The 19,098-nt window shown below is 44.1% G+C and carries 13 protein-coding genes, 7 tRNA genes and 2 rRNA genes; 16 read left to right on the forward strand and 6 right to left on the reverse strand.

Annotated elements, in window-relative coordinates:
• Nucleotides 1-113: 113 nt before the first annotated feature.
• The 8 genes from NST01_RS00970 to NST01_RS01005 all read left to right on the forward strand — a co-directional run bounded on the left by NST01_RS00970 (nucleotide 114) and on the right by NST01_RS01005 (nucleotide 8,127).
• Nucleotides 114-3,044, forward strand: a 23S ribosomal RNA gene (locus tag NST01_RS00970).
• A gap of 61 nt (nucleotides 3,045-3,105) precedes the next feature.
• Nucleotides 3,106-3,221: ribosomal RNA gene (gene rrf, locus NST01_RS00975) — 5S ribosomal RNA — on the forward strand.
• Between the two features lie 43 nt (nucleotides 3,222-3,264).
• Nucleotides 3,265-3,339, forward strand: a tRNA-Asn gene (locus tag NST01_RS00980).
• 1 nt (nucleotide 3,340) lies between these two features.
• Nucleotides 3,341-3,413, forward strand: a tRNA-Thr gene (locus tag NST01_RS00985).
• A 772-nt stretch (nucleotides 3,414-4,185) separates the two neighbouring features.
• Nucleotides 4,186-4,308, forward strand: coding sequence for a hypothetical protein (locus NST01_RS00990; RefSeq protein ID WP_341041322.1), 123 nt, complete (start codon nucleotides 4,186-4,188; stop codon nucleotides 4,306-4,308).
• A gap of 49 nt (nucleotides 4,309-4,357) precedes the next feature.
• On the forward strand, nucleotides 4,358-5,323 hold the full coding sequence (hag, locus tag NST01_RS00995; RefSeq protein WP_017358869.1) for a flagellin Hag: 966 nt from the start codon (nucleotides 4,358-4,360) through the stop codon (nucleotides 5,321-5,323).
• A gap of 337 nt (nucleotides 5,324-5,660) precedes the next feature.
• The gene (locus tag NST01_RS01000; protein WP_341041324.1) at nucleotides 5,661-7,100 is read left to right on the forward strand and encodes a SulP family inorganic anion transporter; all 1,440 of its coding nucleotides are present in this window, start codon (nucleotides 5,661-5,663) and stop codon (nucleotides 7,098-7,100) included.
• 61 nt (nucleotides 7,101-7,161) lie between these two features.
• The gene (locus NST01_RS01005) at nucleotides 7,162-8,127 is read left to right on the forward strand and encodes a bile acid:sodium symporter family protein (protein ID WP_024719110.1); all 966 of its coding nucleotides are present in this window, start codon (nucleotides 7,162-7,164) and stop codon (nucleotides 8,125-8,127) included.
• A 38-nt stretch (nucleotides 8,128-8,165) separates the two neighbouring features.
• Here NST01_RS01005 and NST01_RS01010 read toward each other — a convergent pair whose 3' ends face one another.
• From NST01_RS01010 to murQ, 6 genes are read right to left on the reverse strand one after another with little or no spacing between them, the layout of a single operon-like run.
• Nucleotides 8,166-9,374 carry an exo-beta-N-acetylmuramidase NamZ family protein gene (locus NST01_RS01010; RefSeq protein WP_412778916.1) on the reverse strand — a complete coding sequence of 403 codons (1,209 nt, stop codon included), beginning with the start codon at nucleotides 9,372-9,374 and terminating at the stop codon, nucleotides 8,166-8,168.
• A 50-nt stretch (nucleotides 9,375-9,424) separates the two neighbouring features.
• A complete protein-coding gene (locus NST01_RS01015) occupies nucleotides 9,425-11,344 on the reverse strand; it encodes a glycoside hydrolase family 3 protein (protein ID WP_065459693.1) in 1,920 nt (639 codons plus the stop codon).
• A 13-nt stretch (nucleotides 11,345-11,357) separates the two neighbouring features.
• Nucleotides 11,358-12,713 (reverse strand): penicillin binding protein PBP4B, encoded by a 1,356-nt coding sequence (gene pbp4b, locus NST01_RS01020; protein ID WP_135226942.1) that lies wholly within the window; start codon nucleotides 12,711-12,713, stop codon nucleotides 11,358-11,360.
• Nucleotides 12,714-12,731: 18 nt separating this feature from the next.
• A complete protein-coding gene (locus tag NST01_RS01025; RefSeq protein ID WP_341041327.1) occupies nucleotides 12,732-14,105 on the reverse strand; it encodes a PTS transporter subunit EIIC in 1,374 nt (457 codons plus the stop codon).
• Nucleotides 14,102-14,971: a MurR/RpiR family transcriptional regulator gene (locus NST01_RS01030; protein ID WP_007498558.1), complete on the reverse strand. Its 870-nt coding sequence runs from the start codon at nucleotides 14,969-14,971 to the stop codon at nucleotides 14,102-14,104. The genes NST01_RS01025 and NST01_RS01030 overlap by 4 nt, the downstream gene beginning before the upstream one ends.
• A gap of 12 nt (nucleotides 14,972-14,983) precedes the next feature.
• Nucleotides 14,984-15,895 (reverse strand): N-acetylmuramic acid 6-phosphate etherase, encoded by a 912-nt coding sequence (gene murQ, locus NST01_RS01035; RefSeq protein WP_206114153.1) that lies wholly within the window; start codon nucleotides 15,893-15,895, stop codon nucleotides 14,984-14,986.
• A gap of 220 nt (nucleotides 15,896-16,115) precedes the next feature.
• Between murQ and NST01_RS01040 the strand changes: the two genes are divergently transcribed.
• The 8 genes from NST01_RS01040 to rsiW all read left to right on the forward strand — a co-directional run bounded on the left by NST01_RS01040 (nucleotide 16,116) and on the right by rsiW (nucleotide 18,976).
• A tRNA-Glu gene (locus NST01_RS01040) sits at nucleotides 16,116-16,190 on the forward strand.
• 6 nt (nucleotides 16,191-16,196) lie between these two features.
• Nucleotides 16,197-16,272 (forward strand) — tRNA-Val (locus NST01_RS01045).
• Between the two features lie 3 nt (nucleotides 16,273-16,275).
• Nucleotides 16,276-16,348 (forward strand) — tRNA-Thr (locus NST01_RS01050).
• A gap of 28 nt (nucleotides 16,349-16,376) precedes the next feature.
• Nucleotides 16,377-16,461 (forward strand) — tRNA-Tyr (locus tag NST01_RS01055).
• Between the two features lie 4 nt (nucleotides 16,462-16,465).
• Nucleotides 16,466-16,537: transfer RNA gene (locus tag NST01_RS01060), tRNA-Gln, on the forward strand.
• A 137-nt stretch (nucleotides 16,538-16,674) separates the two neighbouring features.
• Entirely contained in the window at nucleotides 16,675-17,586 is a 912-nt protein-coding gene (gene rocF / locus NST01_RS01065; RefSeq protein ID WP_098681036.1) for an arginase, read from the forward strand.
• A gap of 185 nt (nucleotides 17,587-17,771) precedes the next feature.
• Nucleotides 17,772-18,335: an RNA polymerase sigma factor SigW gene (gene sigW, locus NST01_RS01070; protein WP_007498553.1), complete on the forward strand. Its 564-nt coding sequence runs from the start codon at nucleotides 17,772-17,774 to the stop codon at nucleotides 18,333-18,335.
• A 14-nt stretch (nucleotides 18,336-18,349) separates the two neighbouring features.
• The gene (gene rsiW / locus NST01_RS01075) at nucleotides 18,350-18,976 is read left to right on the forward strand and encodes an anti-sigma-W factor RsiW (RefSeq protein ID WP_008344028.1); all 627 of its coding nucleotides are present in this window, start codon (nucleotides 18,350-18,352) and stop codon (nucleotides 18,974-18,976) included.
• Nucleotides 18,977-19,098 lie beyond the last annotated feature (122 nt).

The following is a 19,098-nucleotide window of genomic DNA, read 5'->3' on the forward strand; positions in this document are numbered from 1 at the left end:
TCTCTAGCGAGACAGGATTGTTCTTTGAAAACTAGATAACAATAAGTAATACATTCACATTGAATGCAATGCAAAGTTCATCACACATAGTGATTCTTTCTAAAGTAAGAAATGGTTAAGTTAGAAAGGGCGCACGGTGGATGCCTTGGCACTAGGAGCCGATGAAGGACGGGACGAACACCGATATGCTTCGGGGAGCTGTAAGCAAGCTTTGATCCGGAGATTTCCGAATGGGGAAACCCACTGCTCGTAATGGAGTAGTATCCATACTTGAATACATAGAGTATGAGAAGGCATACCCGGGGAACTGAAACATCTAAGTACCCGGAGGAAGAGAAAGCAAATGCGATTCCCTGAGTAGCGGCGAGCGAAACGGGAACAGCCCAAACCAAGAGGCTTGCCTCTTGGGGTTGTAGGACACTCTATACGGAGTTACAAAGGAACGATATAAGCGAAGAGGTCTGGAAAGGCCCGCCAAAGAAGGTAACAGCCCTGTAACTGAAATGTTGTTCTCTCCAGAGTGGATCCTGAGTACGGCGGAACACGTGAAATTCCGTCGGAATCCGGGAGGACCATCTCCCAAGGCTAAATACTCCCTAGTGACCGATAGTGAACCAGTACCGTGAGGGAAAGGTGAAAAGCACCCCGGAAGGGGAGTGAAATAGATCCTGAAACCGTGTGCCTACAAGTAGTCAGAGCCCGTTAACGGGTGATGGCGTGCCTTTTGTAGAATGAACCGGCGAGTTACGATCCCGTGCAAGGTTAAGCAGAAGATGCGGAGCCGCAGCGAAAGCGAGTCTGAATAGGGCGCATGAGTACGTGGTCGTAGACCCGAAACCAGGTGATCTACCCATGTCCAGGGTGAAGTTCAGGTAACACTGAATGGAGGCCCGAACCCACGCACGTTGAAAAGTGCGGGGATGAGGTGTGGGTAGGGGTGAAATGCCAATCGAACCTGGAGATAGCTGGTTCTCTCCGAAATAGCTTTAGGGCTAGCCTCAAGGTAAGAGTCTCGGAGGTAGAGCACTGATTGGACTAGGGGCCCCTACCGGGTTACCGAATTCAGTCAAACTCCGAATGCCGATGACTTATCCTTGGGAGTCAGACTGCGAGTGATAAGATCCGTAGTCGAAAGGGAAACAGCCCAGACCGCCAGCTAAGGTCCCAAAGTATACGTTAAGTGGAAAAGGATGTGGAGTTGCTTAGACAACCAGGATGTTGGCTTAGAAGCAGCCACCATTTAAAGAGTGCGTAATAGCTCACTGGTCGAGTGACTCTGCGCCGAAAATGTACCGGGGCTAAACGTATCACCGAAGCTGCGGACTGTTCTTACGAACAGTGGTAGGAGAGCGTTCTAAGTGCAGTGAAGTCAGACCGGAAGGACTGGTGGAGCGCTTAGAAGTGAGAATGCCGGTATGAGTAGCGAAAGACGGGTGAGAATCCCGTCCACCGAATGCCTAAGGTTTCCTGAGGAAGGCTCGTCCGCTCAGGGTTAGTCGGGACCTAAGCCGAGGCCGAAAGGCGTAGGCGATGGACAACAGGTTGATATTCCTGTACCACCTCCTCACCATTTGAGCAATGGGGGGACGCAGGAGGATAGGGTAAGCGCGGTATTGGATATCCGCGTCCAAGCAGTTAGGCTGGGAAATAGGCAAATCCGTTTCCCGTGAAGGCTGAGCTGTGATGGCGAGCGAAATTTAGTAGCGAAGTTCCTGATTCCACACTGCCAAGAAAAGCCTCTAGCGAGGTGAGAGGTGCCCGTACCGCAAACCGACACAGGTAGGCGAGGAGAGAATCCTAAGGTGATCGAGAGAACTCTCGTTAAGGAACTCGGCAAAATGACCCCGTAACTTCGGGAGAAGGGGTGCTTCTTAGGGTGTTAAAGCCCCGAGAAGCCGCAGTGAATAGGCCCAGGCGACTGTTTAGCAAAAACACAGGTCTCTGCGAAGCCGTAAGGCGAAGTATAGGGGCTGACGCCTGCCCGGTGCTGGAAGGTTAAGAGGAGCGCTTAGCGTAAGCGAAGGTGCGAATTGAAGCCCCAGTAAACGGCGGCCGTAACTATAACGGTCCTAAGGTAGCGAAATTCCTTGTCGGGTAAGTTCCGACCCGCACGAAAGGCGCAACGATCTGGGCACTGTCTCAACGAGAGACTCGGTGAAATTATAGTACCTGTGAAGATGCAGGTTACCCGCGACAGGACGGAAAGACCCCGTGGAGCTTTACTGCAGCCTGATATTGAATGTTGGTACAGCTTGTACAGGATAGGTAGGAGCCTTGGAAACCGGAGCGCTAGCTTCGGTGGAGGCATCGGTGGGATACTACCCTGGCTGTATTGACCTTCTAACCCGCTGCCCTTATCGGGCAGGGAGACAGTGTCAGGTGGGCAGTTTGACTGGGGCGGTCGCCTCCTAAAATGTAACGGAGGCGCCCAAAGGTTCCCTCAGAATGGTTGGAAATCATTCGCAGAGTGTAAAGGCACAAGGGAGCTTGACTGCGAGACCTACAAGTCGAGCAGGGACGAAAGTCGGGCTTAGTGATCCGGTGGTTCCGCATGGAAGGGCCATCGCTCAACGGATAAAAGCTACCCCGGGGATAACAGGCTTATCTCCCCCAAGAGTCCACATCGACGGGGAGGTTTGGCACCTCGATGTCGGCTCATCGCATCCTGGGGCTGTAGTCGGTCCCAAGGGTTGGGCTGTTCGCCCATTAAAGCGGTACGCGAGCTGGGTTCAGAACGTCGTGAGACAGTTCGGTCCCTATCCGTCGCGGGCGCAGGAAATTTGAGAGGAGCTGTCCTTAGTACGAGAGGACCGGGATGGACGCACCGCTGGTGTACCAGTTGTTCTGCCAAGGGCATCGCTGGGTAGCTATGTGCGGACGGGATAAGTGCTGAAAGCATCTAAGCATGAAGCCCCCCTCAAGATGAGATTTCCCATTCCGCAAGGAAGTAAGATCCCTGAAAGATGATCAGGTTGATAGGTCTGAGGTGGAAGCGTGGTGACACGTGGAGCTGACAGATACTAATAGATCGAGGACTTAACCTATATTCTAATGTGAAAAATGAACATTGTTATCTAGTTTTGAGAGAACATTCTCTCCATCAGGTTTGGTGGCGATAGCGAAGAGGTCACACCCGTTCCCATACCGAACACGGAAGTTAAGCTCTTCAGCGCCGATGGTAGTTGGGGGTTTCCCCCTGTGAGAGTAGGACGCCGCCAAGCTTTTTGTTTATATCCTTCCAATGGAAGAAGTTACTTTATCCATTCCGCAGTAGCTCAGTGGTAGAGCTATCGGCTGTTAACCGATCGGTCGTAGGTTCGAGTCCTACCTGCGGAGCCATGCTTCCATAGCTCAGTAGGTAGAGCACTTCCATGGTAAGGAAGAGGTCAGCGGTTCGAGCCCGCTTGGAAGCTTTCCTCTAAATATTGTTCTGACAAGGTTTCTCGATGATGAGAAGGCTTTTTTTTATGTCTTTTTTAATTGCTGGGGGACGCAATGGGGACGCATTATCGAATTTGCAATAAGTTTGATATAGCTTCTGCATAACCTAAACGATGATAGACAGATTTGATATTAAACCCAGATATTTTGCCGATTTGATTTATTAGCATAGTAGCATGAGTGTGACGCATATCATGCAAATGAATTTTCTTATATCGTGCTTTTTTGCGAATCGCTCCCACTATTTATTTAAATATAAAAAGGTAGTTGAGAACGTACAATGCTAATTCGTCTAGTTGATGACAGAGCAAGGCATTCCATTGGTCAACGTTGTGCCACATAAAAGATGGAACGGTTCGAAGATAAAAGCAGCTCTTCAAAAAGCATTGAAAAAGTGAAAAAGGTAAAGCCTCTGATCATAGAGAACAGGGGCTTTTTTGATGTTATTTTTCAACGTTCTTTTTTTGAAGTGAATCCTTATCTCAAAATCCTTTTTCTTTTCTCTGTTACTTTATCGAGTGATTCTAGGTATATGAAAAAGTATTGTTTCCACACAATTTTACACTAATTATGTTTCTCCTCCTGAAAATGTAGTTGATAGAATTTCATCTTCCTTTTATGCATTTTAAATGTGTCGAATTTGTGAAATAAACAATTTCCACAAACTAAAATATGTGGTAGGTCTGTCTATAGTAGGTAACACGCTACTCATTGTTATGGTGAGTATTAATAGAAGGAGTTTTCATGATTATTGCCATAACTGGTGTTGCAGATAGTAGTAAAGTTAGAGAGCCAAAAGGTGATCTGCATTATTACTGTAAACATGCCTTAGAAATCGGAAATTCTAAGGAAGAGCTTCTCATCTAAATGGACTTTGTAGACAAGCTCGAAAAAAATTACATGGAGGTAATAGGAAATGAGAATTAACCACAATATCGCGGCACTTAACACACTGAACCGTTTATCTGCTAACAACGGTGCGAGCCAAAAGAACATGGAGAAGCTTTCTTCTGGTCTTAAAATCAACCGTGCAGGAGATGACGCAGCAGGTCTTGCAATCTCTGAAAAAATGCGTGGACAAATCCGCGGATTAGAAATGGCTTCAAAAAACGCACAGGACGGTATCTCTCTTATCCAAACAGCTGAGGGGGCATTGACTGAAACTCACTCAATCCTTCAACGTGTTCGTGAACTAGTCGTTCAAGCTGGAAATACTGGTACACAGGATAAAGAGTCTGACCTTCAATCTATCCAAGATGAAATTAAAGCTTTACAAGAAGAAGTAGATGGAATTTCAAATCGTACAGAGTTTAACGGTAAAAAATTATTAGATGGTTCGTTTAAAGGAACCCCAGGAACACCAGCAATTCCGCCGACAGATCCAGATGATCCAGATACAGGTACACCTGCAGTTCCAGCAAGTGGTAATGCTTTAGTGTTCCAAATCGGTGCTAATGCAACTCAACAAATCTCAGTTCATATTGATAAAATGAGTACAGATGCATTGGGAGTGAAAGGTGCTAATGGAATTGTAGCGAATCAAGCGATTAAAGACATCGATGTAAGAAAGTTTGCTGATAATGCAGCAGATGCTACTGACGTTGGTTTTGATACTCAACTAAGTATTGTTGATGCAGCTATTAACCAAGTATCTGCTCAACGTGGAAAACTTGGTGCAGTGCAAAACCGTCTAGAGCACACGATTAACAACTTGGGTGCATCTGCTGAAAACTTAACTGCTGCTGAGTCTCGTATTCGTGACGTTGACATGGCGAAAGAAATGAGTGAGTTCACAAAGAACAACATTCTTTCTCAAGCGTCTCAAGCTATGCTTGCACAAGCGAATCAACAGCCGCAAAATGTACTTCAATTATTACGTTAATCAACCAAAAGCCCCTTTTATATAGGGGCTTTTGTTGTTTGTTTTAAATGTTGGACATGCTCAGTGACAAATAGACAATAGACTCATGAATGGAATAAATCGATTGGTAAGTAAGCCTTGTATCAATTTTCTATACATTCCTTCTTTTTGTGCTTGATTCCTTAGTTCCTTTCTTATATTCTTACTAAAGTGAAGATAATCCTCTCTAACAAAAGACTCTGTACGTTCCTCTTTTTCCCCGAAATTGAATGGTTATTGTTTGTTCCTTTCTGTATCTCCGGGTTTTATTCGCCTTCTTTTTCCTTGTACGGTATGTATATAAAAAGGAGTAGATGGTTTGAAAGATTTATTTGTAAAGCAAGAATGGTTTGGATATGTGCGTCAGGATGTGCTGGCGGGTATTTTAGTGGCTCTGGCTTTAATTCCTGAGGCGATTGCGTTTTCGATTATTGCGGGCGTTGATCCAAAGATTGGGTTGTATGCTTCGTTTTGTATTGCCATTGTCATTTCGTTTGTTGGTGGACGGCCAGGTATGATTTCGGCCGCTACAGGGGCTATGGCTCTGGTTATGGTTAATTTGGTAGCCGATCATGGATTGCAGTACTTGTTTGCGGCTACGATTTTAACAGGCCTGATTCAAATTGTGTTTGGAATGTGTCGTGTTTCTCGTCTGATGAAATTTATTCCGAGGTCTGTGATGGTTGGTTTTGTTAATGCATTGGCAATTATGATCTTCATGGCACAGCTGCCGCATTTCGTTGGGGAATCCATGGCTATGTATGTCATGACAGGTGGAGCATTGTTGATCATTTATGTATTGCCGATGGTCACAAAAGTTATTCCCTCTCCACTTATTGCAATTATTGTGATGACGATGATTGCTGTATTTGGGCATATTGATGTCAGAACGGTTGGAGACATGGGAGAGCTTCCTAGCTCTTTGCCAACTTTTCTTATTCCCAATGTACCGTTTAGCTGGGAAACACTTGCTATCATTTTTCCTTATTCCTTAGCACTTGCGATGGTTGGTTTACTTGAATCTTTATTAACAGCACAAATTGTAGATGATATGACGGAAACGTCTAGTCGTAAAAATAAGGAAGCGAGAGGCCAAGGAATTGCCAATGTGGTGGCAGGATTTTTTGGCGGTATGGCTGGCTGTGCGATGATTGGTCAATCTGTGATTAATACAAAGGCAGGGGGACGAGGCCGGCTTTCTACCTTTGTGGCTGGTGCATTTTTAATGGTATTGATTTTTGTGCTTGGTGATGTGGTTGTTCAAATTCCAATGGCTGCTCTTGTTGCTGTCATGATCATGGTTTCTATTGGTACCTTTGATTGGAGTTCATTCCAGCAGCTGAAAAAGAACCCAAAAACAGATTCTCTTGTGATGCTTGTCACGGTCGTGACGGTGGTGTTCACTCATGATTTATCCAAGGGTGTTTTTGCAGGGGTGCTGCTTAGTGCCGTATTCTTTGTGGCTAAAATATCAAAACTGCATATTACCTCTACAGAAAGCCAAGCTGGTACATGGGTTTACCGAATTAAGGGTCAAATTTTCTTTGCTTCCGTGACTGAATTGATTCAAGCCTTCCATCATGGAAACGACCTGAACACGGTTGTGATTGATTTGTCTGAAGCGCGTATATGGGACGAATCAGGTGTGGCCGAAATTGAACGTGTGAAGGGAAAATATCGTACAGCTGGTGTAGAAGTGGACGTAGTTGGAATGGATACGTCTAGTCAAAAACTTATGAAACAAGTGATCGGATCTTAAAGAGACTGTTCTGTTTGTTACAATAGAACAAGGAAGAAAGTGAAGGATGGAGGTGGCCGGCATGCTTGTCCGTTTGAATCAGGTGCTCGGCCGGATGATGCCGCTCATTACGCCTGTCAGCGTGCTACTTGGTGTATTATTGGCGGCGTATTTAAAAGATTTCACCTTTTTGGTGCCTTGGGTGTTTGCTGTGATGACATTTTCAGGGAGCTTGTCATCTACTTTTTCAGCTTTAAAACATACGGTGATGCATCCATTGCCTTTGATTTTATCGTTTATGATTTTGCATGTGCTGATGCCCCTTTATGCATGGTCGGCGGGGCATTTGATATTTGCAGGTGATGCTATGACGATCACCGGTTTGACGCTTGCGATGGTGATTCCGACAGGTGTGTCTAGTTTAATATGGGCGGCAATGTATAAAGGGAATGTGGGGTTAACGTTATCTATCATATTAATTGATACATTGCTTTCGCCATTGATTGTGCCAGTAAGCTTGTCAATCTTCGTTGGTACACAGGTCCATATGGACATGGCGGCGATCATGAAGGGGCTGTTTGGTATGGTGGTGCTTCCATCTATATTAGGGATGCTCGTTCGTCAGTATGCAAAGCCATCGGTGACAAAAGCAATGAGTCAGACCTTGGCTCCTTTTTCAAAATTAGGCTTGTTTGTTGTCGTATCGATTAACAGTTCTGTTGTCGCCCCATATTTGCGTGAACTGGATGCGGCGTTTTTTAGCAAAGCAGCGACTGTCTTTTTCATTGCGATGAGTGGGTATGCGTTTGCGTGGTTGATTGGAAAGGCGATGAAATGTACCCAAGGAGAAATTGTGGCGATTGTGTATACGGGCGGTATGCGGAACATTAGCGCGGGTGCTGTGCTTGCCATTAGCTTTTTCCCGCCTGCTGTTGCTGTTCCTGTTGTGATTGGCATGCTGTTTCAGCAAGTGCTTGCAGCCTTGTTTGGCTTTTTACTTCATCGTTTCGAGCTGAAAGTACCTGCTGTGACTAAGTCTTTATCATGAAAAAACCTCCATCCTTTAAGGTGGAGGCTTTTTTGCAATTAATAGATGAGGTATTTCTTCCGTTTCTTTTCGAATGTCTTTATGTCATGGTGGTATTGTTTCATGATGTGTTTGATGGAAGTGCCTTTATTGATTTCTTCTTTGATCCAGCTATTCCCGATGAGTTTATCAAAGCTGCCTGTTTGTAGGAATTGAAAGTCATTAGGATACAAGTCATGAATTGCTTTGATGATGGATAGACCTGTTTTGACTGCTTCGAATGATTTTCGGTCTGTGACATAAAGCTGTACCCCGTGAGACAAAGTCCCAGCATGTTTTGAAAAGGTAGGGGTAAATGAGACAGGTCTAAATTGAACGCCTTTTAGTTTTAACCCATTTAAATGGTCTGCTATCTCATTGCTATTGATATATGGAGCGCCAATGAGTTCGAACGGTTTTGTTGTTCCTCTGCCTTCAGAAACGTTTGTGCCTTCGATTAATCCTGTTGCTGGGTAAACAAAGGTACTATCAACGGTTGGCATGTTAGGTGAAGGGAGGACGAATGGCAGCTTCGTGTCATCGAACGTCATGGATCGTTTCCAATGTTTCATTTTGATCACTTTTACATCAGCGTTGATATGAAACTCTTTGTTAAACATGTATGCAAGTTCTCCAGTCGTCATCCCATGTCTTAATGGGATGGGATAGAGACCTACAAAAGAGGCGTGTTCTGGCTCTAATACAGGTCCTTCTACTTTTAGCCCGCCTATTGGGTTTGGACGATCTAAGACAACAAATGGAATGTTGTTTTCCTTAGCTGCTTCCATTGCATACGCCATCGTGTAAATATAGGTGTAATAACGAGTACCAACGTCTTGAATATCGAATAGCAGGACATCTACATTTTTGAGCATTTCAGGAGTTGGCTTTCTTGTTTTTCCATAAAGAGAGTAAACAGGCAGGCCTGTTTTTTCGTCAGTATACGATTCGACGCCTTCTCCTGCTTGTGCATCACCGCGCACGCCATGTTCAGGCCCATACAAGGCAGTCAGTTTAATATTGGGGTGTTCAAATAGCAGATCGACACTGCTTTTCATGTTTGCATCAATGCCTGTAGGATTCGTAATAAGCCCTACTTTTTTCCCTTTAAGCCAAGAGAGGTTACTTGAGAGTAATGTTTCGATACCTGTTTTGACTGTTGCTTTTTTTCCTTTTGTATCTGTTCGTTCTGAATCTGCGGGGGAGGCGGCGGTCAATGTGCTGATCATGAGAATGCTAGCGAGTATCAAGCTTGCTGTCTTTTTCAAGAGAATCCCTCCTATTTGATCTGTTTTCCTTTTAAATTGAGTCCATAGCCAAATGGGTAAAGGGTTTGATTAGGATGAGTGACTGATGGGATAGCGACGGGTAATTTCCCTTTAGGTGAGGCCGCTCCAAAAATCACTTCTAGTCCCGCAGGAATATTCGGTTGATTGAATTGTCCGTTTGAGTACCCTTTAAAACCGTACACAGCTAGTAAGGCATCGGCTTCTTCAAAATTTGCCGCATCATAAGGGTTTCGGAGACTCATGATGACCAATTTTTTGTTTTGTGCTGCTGCTTCTTTCATGACAGCACGAGGGAAGGCCGTTGCCCATTTTTTCGGATCCTGTACACCGTCATCAATGACGCCATCATTCACAGCCGGGTCATTTTGGACAACGTAAGAGCCGGTAATGACATAGTCAGCATCTTGAATGAGTTTGGCTGTTTCTTTGGAGAAGCTCTTATCTGCAAATGCGTATGATTGGATACGCACAGGTTTGATCTTTTTTTGTTTGATTAGTGATTCAATTGTGACGGACATTGCTTTTGTTTGATCTTCGTACGGTGCCATGAGTACGATTTTGTCATTCTTTTTAGACTTAAAAGGCAAGGTTTTGTCGTTGTTTTTAAGGAGAGTGATTCCTTCACGTGCCATTTTTTGTTCTGCTTTTCGGTGCGACTTTTGACCAACGAGCTGTGTGGCTTTTTTGATTTTCTTCTCAAGGCTTACTGATTTATTGGCGGAAATGATGCCGCGTTTGATCTTTAATTGAAGGATTTTTTCGACAGATTGATTGATCTGAGATATCGGGATTTCTTTTGTGAGAACTGCTCTTTTTAAAGCATTGAACACATTCTCTAGGTTTTTTTCTGTCTTTAAGGACGTGACAGGTGCTGGCATGAGGGCAATGTCGACGCCTGCTTTAATAGCCATTACCACAGCTTCTTCCTGTCCGAAGTTATCTGCAATCGCTTTCATATTGAGGGCGTCTGTTACAACCACTCCTTGAAAGCCCATGTCTTCTTTTAATAAATTTGTGATGACTTTTTTTGATAAGGTCGCTGGAACCATAATGTCCTCGCCATCTTTTTTGCTTTTATACGTTGTGTCATCAATGGCTGGGAATTGAACATGAGCAGTCATGACCATATCTGCCCCTGCGTTGATTGCTTGTTGAAATGGATACAGCTCCACCTTTTTAAGACGATCTAGATCATGTTCGACAAGCGGAAGACCGTAGTGACTATCAACAGCTGTATCACCATGTCCCGGGAAATGCTTTAATGTGGAAATGGTCTTTTCCTTTTGAAGTCCTTTCATGGTTTGCAGACCAAGTCTTGTGACAAGTTCAGGGTCAGAGCTAAAGGAACGGACACCGATGACGGGGTTATTCGGGTTATTATTTACATCAAGAACAGGAGAGAAATTTGTATTGATACCTAGAGCGTTTAATTCTTTGCCGATGATTTTTCCAGTGTCATAAGCATTTTTCTTACTTCGAGAGGCACCAATCGACATATTTCCTGGGAAATGTGTTCCCTTTTGTAGTCTTGTGACGATTCCGCCTTCTTGATCAATGGAAATGAGTAAAGGAATGTTGGGTGATGCTTGTTGAAATTCATGTGTGAGTTTGACGGTTTGTTTCGTATCAACGACATTTTCTGCAAATAAGATGACACCGCCTAAATGATATTTCTCTACAAGGTGAGAAACTTCTTTATTCATTTTTGTGAAGCCTGTAGGAGCGGATTCACCTTCTGCTTGCCAATTGCGAAAGTCTGGCATGAGCATTTGGCCAATTTTTTCATCCAAGGACATGTCCTGAACCATTTGTTTGGCAGTTGGGAGAGGGGCGGAGCTCACCTTTTCCGTTGGAATGGAAGAGGTGAGCAGGGCCAAAACGAGTGCAGCGGGGAACAGAGCTTTTAACATCGAATTCCTCCTTTTACTTAAAAGATTCGTAGATTGCAGTCATGATGCTTCCATAAGTACCAGTTGGGAAAAGGTCACCTTCAAATTGATTTGGGTTGACTTCAGGTGAAACGACGGGTGAATGCTTTTTATTTGTCAGCAAGACGACGCCTAGATTGTGTTTTGGATCAATCAATGTCATCGTTCCGGTCCAGCCTGTGTGTCCATAGGCTTCTTTACTTGCGTATTTTCCAAACATCCATTCCATGTCAGTATTGCCGTTTTTCCGCCAGCCTAGCCCGTAAGTTGGGTTCGTGTCTGATGATTCCGTAAAGAGATCGATAGAAGCTTGGTCAAAGATGGTTGTTTTCCCATAGCCTCCTTTATTGAGCATCAGTTGAAGCAGTACGGCCATATCTGATGTATTAGAGAAAAGTCCAGCATGTCCGGAGACACCTGCCATTGAGTAATAGGCTTTCTCATCGTGGACTTCACCTAGCAAGGTATACCTGCGAATGTTTTCAAAATCAATGACGCCGTCGCGTGTATTGCCTAGACGCTCGGTTGCTGCAAAATGCTTTGGCTTGAATCCCTTTTTCAGCGGATTGAACATGGTATGTTTTAGACCAAGCGGTCGATAAATCGTCGACTCTACATATTGATCAAGTGGCATACCGGTTTTTTTCTCAATGATCATGCCTAACAGCATGTAATCAATATCACTATAAATATGCTGAGTGCCTGGCTTGTATTGCAGAGGCACCTTTGGTAGCCATTTCATGGTTGTTTGTCTATCTTGAGAGAAAAAAGAGCCCGCTTGCTCTTTGCTATAAAATAAAACACTGGAAGGCAGTCCGGCAGAATGGGTGAGAAGATCCTTGACTCGAAGCTGATCTTTGCCGGTTACCTTTGCATCTGGTTCATCTTGAAAGTCAGGTAGGATGGTTTGTATTTTTTCATTTACATCTAGTTTTTGTTCATATACTAGCTTTTGCAGGGCATAGTTGGTGGCATACATTTTTGTGTTGGATGCCAAATCGAACAGTGTGTTCTTTTTCATTTTCTTATAGAATTTGAGTTCTGTTGTCCCTTTATATTTTTGTCTGTAGCCATAGGCTTTTTGATGGACGATCTGACCATCCTTGATAATGATGAGTGCTGCCCCTGGAAATCCTGCTTTGATATCGTTTTGAATCATGTGACCAACCTTCCTAAGCTGCCTAGAAGAAAAACCTACTTGTTCCGGTCGTTTTGCTTTTTTTAAGACGGGATATTCTTCAGGTGCTGTTTTAGACAAAGACGATACAGGATGGGAGCTAGTTGCAAATGTTTGTACTGGTAACCCAAGGAGCATGAACAGACTTGTGATGATGAGAAAATATTTCTTCAAGAGCTAGACCTCCTATTGCTAATTTTCCTCGAATTCAACAGCCATATCATCATGAAATCCAAATAAGTATGTGAAGATAAATCCAGCGACATATGCAATGAAGAGTCCTATTAAGTAAAGCAGCATTTGATGTGTGTGAACGATAAAGGTTAATGGGAGACCTGATACCCCGATTGCTTTAGTGGCGATTTGGAAATAGGCTTGAAATGCTCCGCCGATTCCAGCGCCGAGACAAGCAGTGAGGAAGGGTCTTCCGAGCGGGAGTGTGACACCGAAAATGAGCGGTTCTCCAATTCCAAGCATTCCTGAAGGAAGTCCGCCTGCAATGGCTCTTTTCAGCTTTTTCTTTTTTGTTTTCATATAAATGGCAAAGGCAGCACCGACCTGTCCTGCGCCTCCCATAGCGAGGATTGGCAGAAGCGGGTCATCTCCAATTGAATTAATCAGTTCCATATGAATAGGTGTTAGGCCTTGGTGAAGTCCAGTGACAACAAGAGGAAGGAAGGTCGCACCAAGAACAAATCCGGCAAAAATACCGCCAATGTTTAATAGATAAGTAAGTCCAGAGGTGATGGCATCAGATATAAATCCGCCGACTGGCATGAAGATAACGTACGTGAAAATGCCTGTAATGAGTAGTGTGATGGTTGGTGTGACGATGATATCGAGTGATTGCGGGACGAAGCGTCTGATCCGGGTTTCAACAAGTGCCATAAAAATAGCTGCAAGAAGAACACCGATAAGTCCGCCTCTACCTGGTAGAATATTAGTGCCAAATAACATAATATCAGCAGCAGCTGGGTTAATGATGAGAATACCTGCTAATGCGCCTAATGCAGGAGAGCCATCAAATTCTTTTGCGGCGTTTGTTCCTACTAATATACCGAGATAAGCAAACAAACCTGAGCCTATAACGGTTAGGATAATCGCAGCTTGAGATTTTTCATCGAGCCAGCCTGCTTGCACGACCGCTTTTGTAATACCCGTTATAAGACCCGATGCAACGAGTGCTGGAATAATGGGAATGAAAATGCTGGCGATCCGCCGTAAGAACAGCTTGAATGGTGTGCGGTTCTTTTGTGAAATGGCTTGTTTGTTTTTCTGTGCTTCGTTGTTTAAGTCATATGAACCTGAGGCGTTGAGCAGCTGTTCAAACGCACTTGATACTTGGTTGACAACACCTGTGCCTAAAATGATTTGCAGTGTTTCCGCTTCGACGACGCCAATGACGCCATCGAGTTCTTTGATCGCGGTGGTTTGCACTTTTTCACGATCAATGGGTGTAATTCGGAGACGTGTCATACAATGTGTGTGGGAAGAGATGTTTTCAGAACCACCACAGAGTGAAAGGATTTCTTTCGCCAACTGCTGATATTTTTTTTGATGACTCATGTTGAATCCCCCTTTGTTTTTCGTTTCATGGAGCGGATGGCATGCCTTGTTTTGTCAATATATTGTGCTGTCTGTTCATATTGACGGGAGGCTAAACTGAGGAACAAGACATCGATTAAATAGAGCTGTGCCATTCTAGAGGAAGTGGCAGCACTGCGAAAAGGTGCTTCATTGGAACCGGACGTTGATAGATGGACATCACACAATGCAGAAACGCTTGTATGACCTGGGTGCGTTAAAGCAATGGTTTTTACTTCATTTTCTTTGGCGAGCTGAAGCGCTTGGATGATGTCTAATGTTTCTCCTGAGAAGGATATACCGAACACAATGTCATTCTTTCCAGCATTTGCGATGACCGTAGATGCGATGTGCATGTCAGTGAAGGCGGTGGCTGCATAATTGATTCTGAGAAATTTCTGCTGGGCATCAGCTGCGACGATGCCAGATGCACCCACACCGATAAAATGGATTTGGTTTGCATTCAGCAGCAGTTGCACAGCTTTTTCTAAAGCTTCTACATTTAAAATAGAGGCTGTATCTTTGATCGATTGAATGGTGTTTCCTGCTGTCTTTTGAATAATGGATTGAAGTGGTTCATCTTGTTCGATATCCCGGTAGCCTTGTTTATCAGTGTGCATTAAGTCTCCAGCGATCCGCATTTTCAAATCGTGATAGCCATCCAGCCCGAGAGACTTACAGAGACGGATGACGGCAGAGCTGCTTGCACCGGCAGCCTGACTGATTTCATGCACTGTGCTTTTAATGACTTTGTCAGGATGGGCAAGGATATAGTCTGCAATGATTTTTTCAGATTGGGGAAGCTTTGATTTCATTGTGTGTAGTAGGGTGAGTCCGCCTGCTGACATGAGTTTCCTCCTTTAAGATTGATGACGTAAGATGGCTTTGTCGATGTGACCATCTGCTTTGTTGAGCAGGTCTTTGGCTGTCTTTTTATCTGTTTTGGTTTGGAGCATGACGATGGCTGTTTTAACTTCTAAATCGGCTGCTTCAAGGGCTTTTACGGCTTGTTCGTAGGAAGCATTGGTCACATGCTGAATGATGGTGATGGCGCGTTCTTTTAGTTTATGATTACTTACTTTTACATCCACCATCAGGTTTTCATATACTTTGCCTTGTCTGATCATGACAGAGGTGGAAAGCATATTTAAAATCATTTTATGAGCGGATGCGGCTTTCATTCGTGTTGACCCAGTGATGGCTTCTGGTCCTACGACGACTTCAATGGCGCAGTCTGCTAGTTCGCTAATCTCTGCTTGTTCATTGCAACTGAGGGCTACTGTTTTTGCTCCAATGGTTTTAGCATAGTTTAAAGCGCCAATGATATAGGGTGTTCTACCGCTCGCCGCGATGCCGACAACTGTATCTTTTGATGTCAGGTGAATGTGTTCTAAATCTTTTTGACCAGCTTCTTCACTGTCTTCCACATCTTCTGCTGCATGTGAAAAGGCAGAGTCACCACCGGCCATGATGCCTACGATGACATCAGGTGAAATGCTATAGGTAGGTGGACATTCGACCGCATCCATTACCCCAATTCTGCCGCTTGTTCCAGCGCCTAGATAAATGAGTCTGCCTCCATTCGAGATGGATTCAAAGGCAAAGTCACTTGCTGTCTTTACGTCTGGAAGGACACGGTTGACGGCTTGAGCGACCTTCATATCTTCCTCATTTATCATTTGGAGCATTTCTAGCGGGCTTGCTTGTGAAATTCCCATGGTGTTAGGGTTTCTTGATTCTGTTGTCAAAGAACGCAGTTGAGATGGCTGCATGTGACATACCTCCTTATTTCTTCATTTTCAATATATTGAGTATGACATGAAATTTCAATATTATATTTAAATACTGAAATTATATTTCAGTCAAAATGTTGTGCTGATGAGGGTTGAATAGTTAGAAAATAAAAAAAATAAAAATCCCCTTTACAAAAGGGGGACAACCTGTATATAATAACTTTTGTCAGCTTCACGGAAACAGTAAACTTGACAAACTGGCCCGTTGGTCAAGCGGTTAAGACACCGCCCTTTCACGGCGGTAACACGGGTTCGAATCCCGTACGGGTCACCATCATGTGGAGGATTAGCTCAGCTGGGAGAGCATCTGCCTTACAAGCAGAGGGTCGGCGGTTCGAGCCCGTCATCCTCCACCATATGCCGGTGTAGCTCAACTGGTAGAGCAACTGACTTGTAATCAGTAGGTTGGGGGTTCAAGTCCTCTTGCCGGCACTGTTTTTCTTTTATCAATTCCATATGTGGAGGGGTAGCGAAGTGGCTAAACGCGGCGGACTGTAAATCCGCTCCCTCCGGGTTCGGCGGTTCGAATCCGCCCCCCTCCACCATTTTTGGGCTATAGCCAAGCGGTAAGGCAACGGACTTTGACTCCGTCATGCGTTGGTTCGAATCCAGCTAGCCCAGTTAAGACACCTTTTTTAAAAAGGTGTCTTTTTTTTATTTTGACGATTGGAATGTATAACTATTCAAAATATTGTTGAGTTGAGTCAGAAGGCACCGAGAAAGTAAAATATAAGCATGAACGGAAAGGGGATGTACATATGGGAGATCAAAAGAAGGTCACGATTGTTGGGGTGCCGATGGATCTCGGTCAAATGAGAAGGGGCGTTGATATGGGGCCGAGTGCCATTCGCTGTGCTGGTGTAAAAGAAAAATTGGAATCGCTTTCATTTGATGTCGAGGATCTAGGGGATATTCCCGTTGAGCAAAGAGATGATGAGAAAGGTCTCTATACAAGTGAAAAACTGAAAAACTTAACGGAGAATGCTGGCGCGAACCAGCTTCTTGCTGAAAAGGTTAGCAGTATTGTGCAGTCAGGTTCGTTTCCGCTGATTTTAGGCGGGGATCATAGCATTGCAATTGGTACACTAGCCGGTGTAGCCAAGCATTATAAAAGTTTGGGTGTCATTTGGTATGATGCGCATGGTGATTTAAATACAGAGGAAACCTCTCCTTCTGGAAATATTCATGGGATGCCACTTGCTGTCAGTCTCGGCTTTGGGCATGATGATCTAATCAATATCGGCGGTTATACACCTAAAGTAAAGCCTGAGAATGTGATCTTGATCGGTGCTCGTTCTTTAGATGAAGGAGAGCGGGCATTGATTAAAGAAAAAGGCATTAAAGTGTATACGATGCATGAAATAGATCGATTAGGGATGACGAGAGTAATGGAGGAAGCCATTGCGTATTTAAAAGAAAGAACAGATGGTGTGCATTTGTCGCTTGATTTAGACGGCCTTGATCCAGCGGAGTGCCCTGGCGTGGGAACGCCGGTTGCTGGCGGCATCAGTTATAGGGAGAGTCATCTAGCAATGGAGCTTTTAGAGGAAGCAGGTATTTTGACTTCTGCTGAGTTTGTTGAGGTGAATCCGGTATTAGATGAGAAAAATAAAACAGCAGAAGCGGCAGTTGCATTAATTGGTTCTTTAATGGGTGAAAAGCTATTATAGAGCGGGACTTGTTCCCGTTCTTTTTTTAATTTTGGGGAAATTTAAGGATATGTTAAGGTTTTTACCGGCTGATAAGCGTAACATGCTGTCAAAAATTTGTTACACTATTTTTTAGAGGAGAATGAAACCTTTTGGAACGAGGTTCGTATACATAAAGACCGGTGAAGGCAGAGGTTGAATATACTATGGAAACAATGATTAAAAAGAGAATTAAGCAAGTGAAAAAAGGCGACCAGAACGCATTTGCAGACATCGTAGACCTGTATAAAGACAAAATTTATCAGCTGTGCTACCGTATGCTTGGGAATGCACATGAAGCAGAAGATATTGCGCAGGAGGCGTTTATTCGTGCCTATGTGAATATTGAGAGCTTTGATGTGAATCGTAAGTTTTCCACGTGGCTGTACCGCATTGCAACCAACCTGACCATCGACCGTATTCGTAAAAAAAAGCCGGATTATTATTTAGATGCAGAGGTGGCAGGGACAGAAGGACTGAATATGTATTCTCAAATTGCGGCTGACGGCATTTTGCCAGAGGACGAGGTGGTGTCGCTTGAATTATCGAGCACCATTCAGCAAAAAATTTTAAGATTACCCGATAAATATCGCTCGGTCATCGTATTAAAGTATATTGATGAACTCTCGTTAAAAGAAATTAGTGAGATTCTGAATATACCAGTTGGTACGGTGAAAACGAGAATACACAGGGGTAGAGAGGCTCTCCGGAAACAGTTGAGAGACCTTTGAGTGAGGTGATTTTGATGAGCTGTCAGGAAAAAATCGTCCTGCTTATGCATCAGTATTTAGACGGGGACATAGAGCCCGAAGATGAAAAAGAATTAAAGAGCCATCTGCAATCGTGTGAGGAATGCCGTACTCATTTTCAACAAATTGAGAAATCCATCGCGCTCGTGCAGAGTACATCTCATATAGAAGCACCATCTGATTTCACTGCAAAGGTGATGGCAGGTCTTCCAAAGGAGAAAAAGCGTGTGTCGATTCAAAGATGGATCAAAGCTCATCCGCTAATGGTCGCCGCTGCCCTCTTTGTCATATTGATGGGAGGCAGTCTGTTTACAAGCTGGAATACGGATCATAATTTCAGTGTGTCAAAGCAGCCGAATCTCGTGGTTGAAAATGATACAGTGACGGTACCTAAAGGGGAAACCGTCAAAGGTGATGTCACTGTGAAAAATGGCAAGCTGATTGTAGAAGGCAAGGTTGATGGAAACGTAACAGTCGTCAATGGAGAACAGCTGACTGCTTCTGCCGGACAAGTCACTGGTCAAATCAATGAAATTAATGAAGTGTTTGATTGGGTTTGGTACAAAATGAAATCTACAGCACAAGATGTGATGCGGGTCATTGGTCCAGAGGAGCAAAAGTAAATCAAACAGTTTGAGAGCAGTCTCTAAGGGGACTGCTCTTTTTCTATTGATGGACAGACTTGAATGCCAGCCAGATATGGCAACTATTTTCCTTGCTGAAACAAAATGTGGTATAATAGCCA

The organism is Bacillus sp. FSL R7-0166 (assembly GCF_038008935.1).
Lineage (GTDB): Bacteria > Bacillota > Bacilli > Bacillales > Bacillaceae > Bacillus > Bacillus altitudinis.

Coding starts and splice junctions, on each gene's coding strand:
- NST01_RS00990 (WP_341041322.1), top strand. CDS start 4,186: ATGATTATTGCCATAACTGGTGTTGCAGATAGTAGTAAAGTTAGAGAG.
- hag (WP_017358869.1), top strand. CDS start 4,358: ATGAGAATTAACCACAATATCGCGGCACTTAACACACTGAACCGTTTA.
- NST01_RS01005 (WP_024719110.1), top strand. CDS start 7,162: ATGCTTGTCCGTTTGAATCAGGTGCTCGGCCGGATGATGCCGCTCATT.
- NST01_RS01010 (WP_412778916.1), bottom strand. CDS start 9,374: ATGATCAGCACATTGACCGCCGCCTCCCCCGCAGATTCAGAACGAACA.
- NST01_RS01015 (WP_065459693.1), bottom strand. CDS start 11,344: ATGTTAAAAGCTCTGTTCCCCGCTGCACTCGTTTTGGCCCTGCTCACC.
- NST01_RS01025 (WP_341041327.1), bottom strand. CDS start 14,105: ATGAGTCATCAAAAAAAATATCAGCAGTTGGCGAAAGAAATCCTTTCA.
- NST01_RS01030 (WP_007498558.1), bottom strand. CDS start 14,971: ATGTCAGCAGGCGGACTCACCCTACTACACACAATGAAATCAAAGCTT.
- murQ (WP_206114153.1), bottom strand. CDS start 15,895: ATGCAGCCATCTCAACTGCGTTCTTTGACAACAGAATCAAGAAACCCT.
- rocF (WP_098681036.1), top strand. CDS start 16,675: ATGGGAGATCAAAAGAAGGTCACGATTGTTGGGGTGCCGATGGATCTC.
- sigW (WP_007498553.1), top strand. CDS start 17,772: ATGGAAACAATGATTAAAAAGAGAATTAAGCAAGTGAAAAAAGGCGAC.
- rsiW (WP_008344028.1), top strand. CDS start 18,350: ATGAGCTGTCAGGAAAAAATCGTCCTGCTTATGCATCAGTATTTAGAC.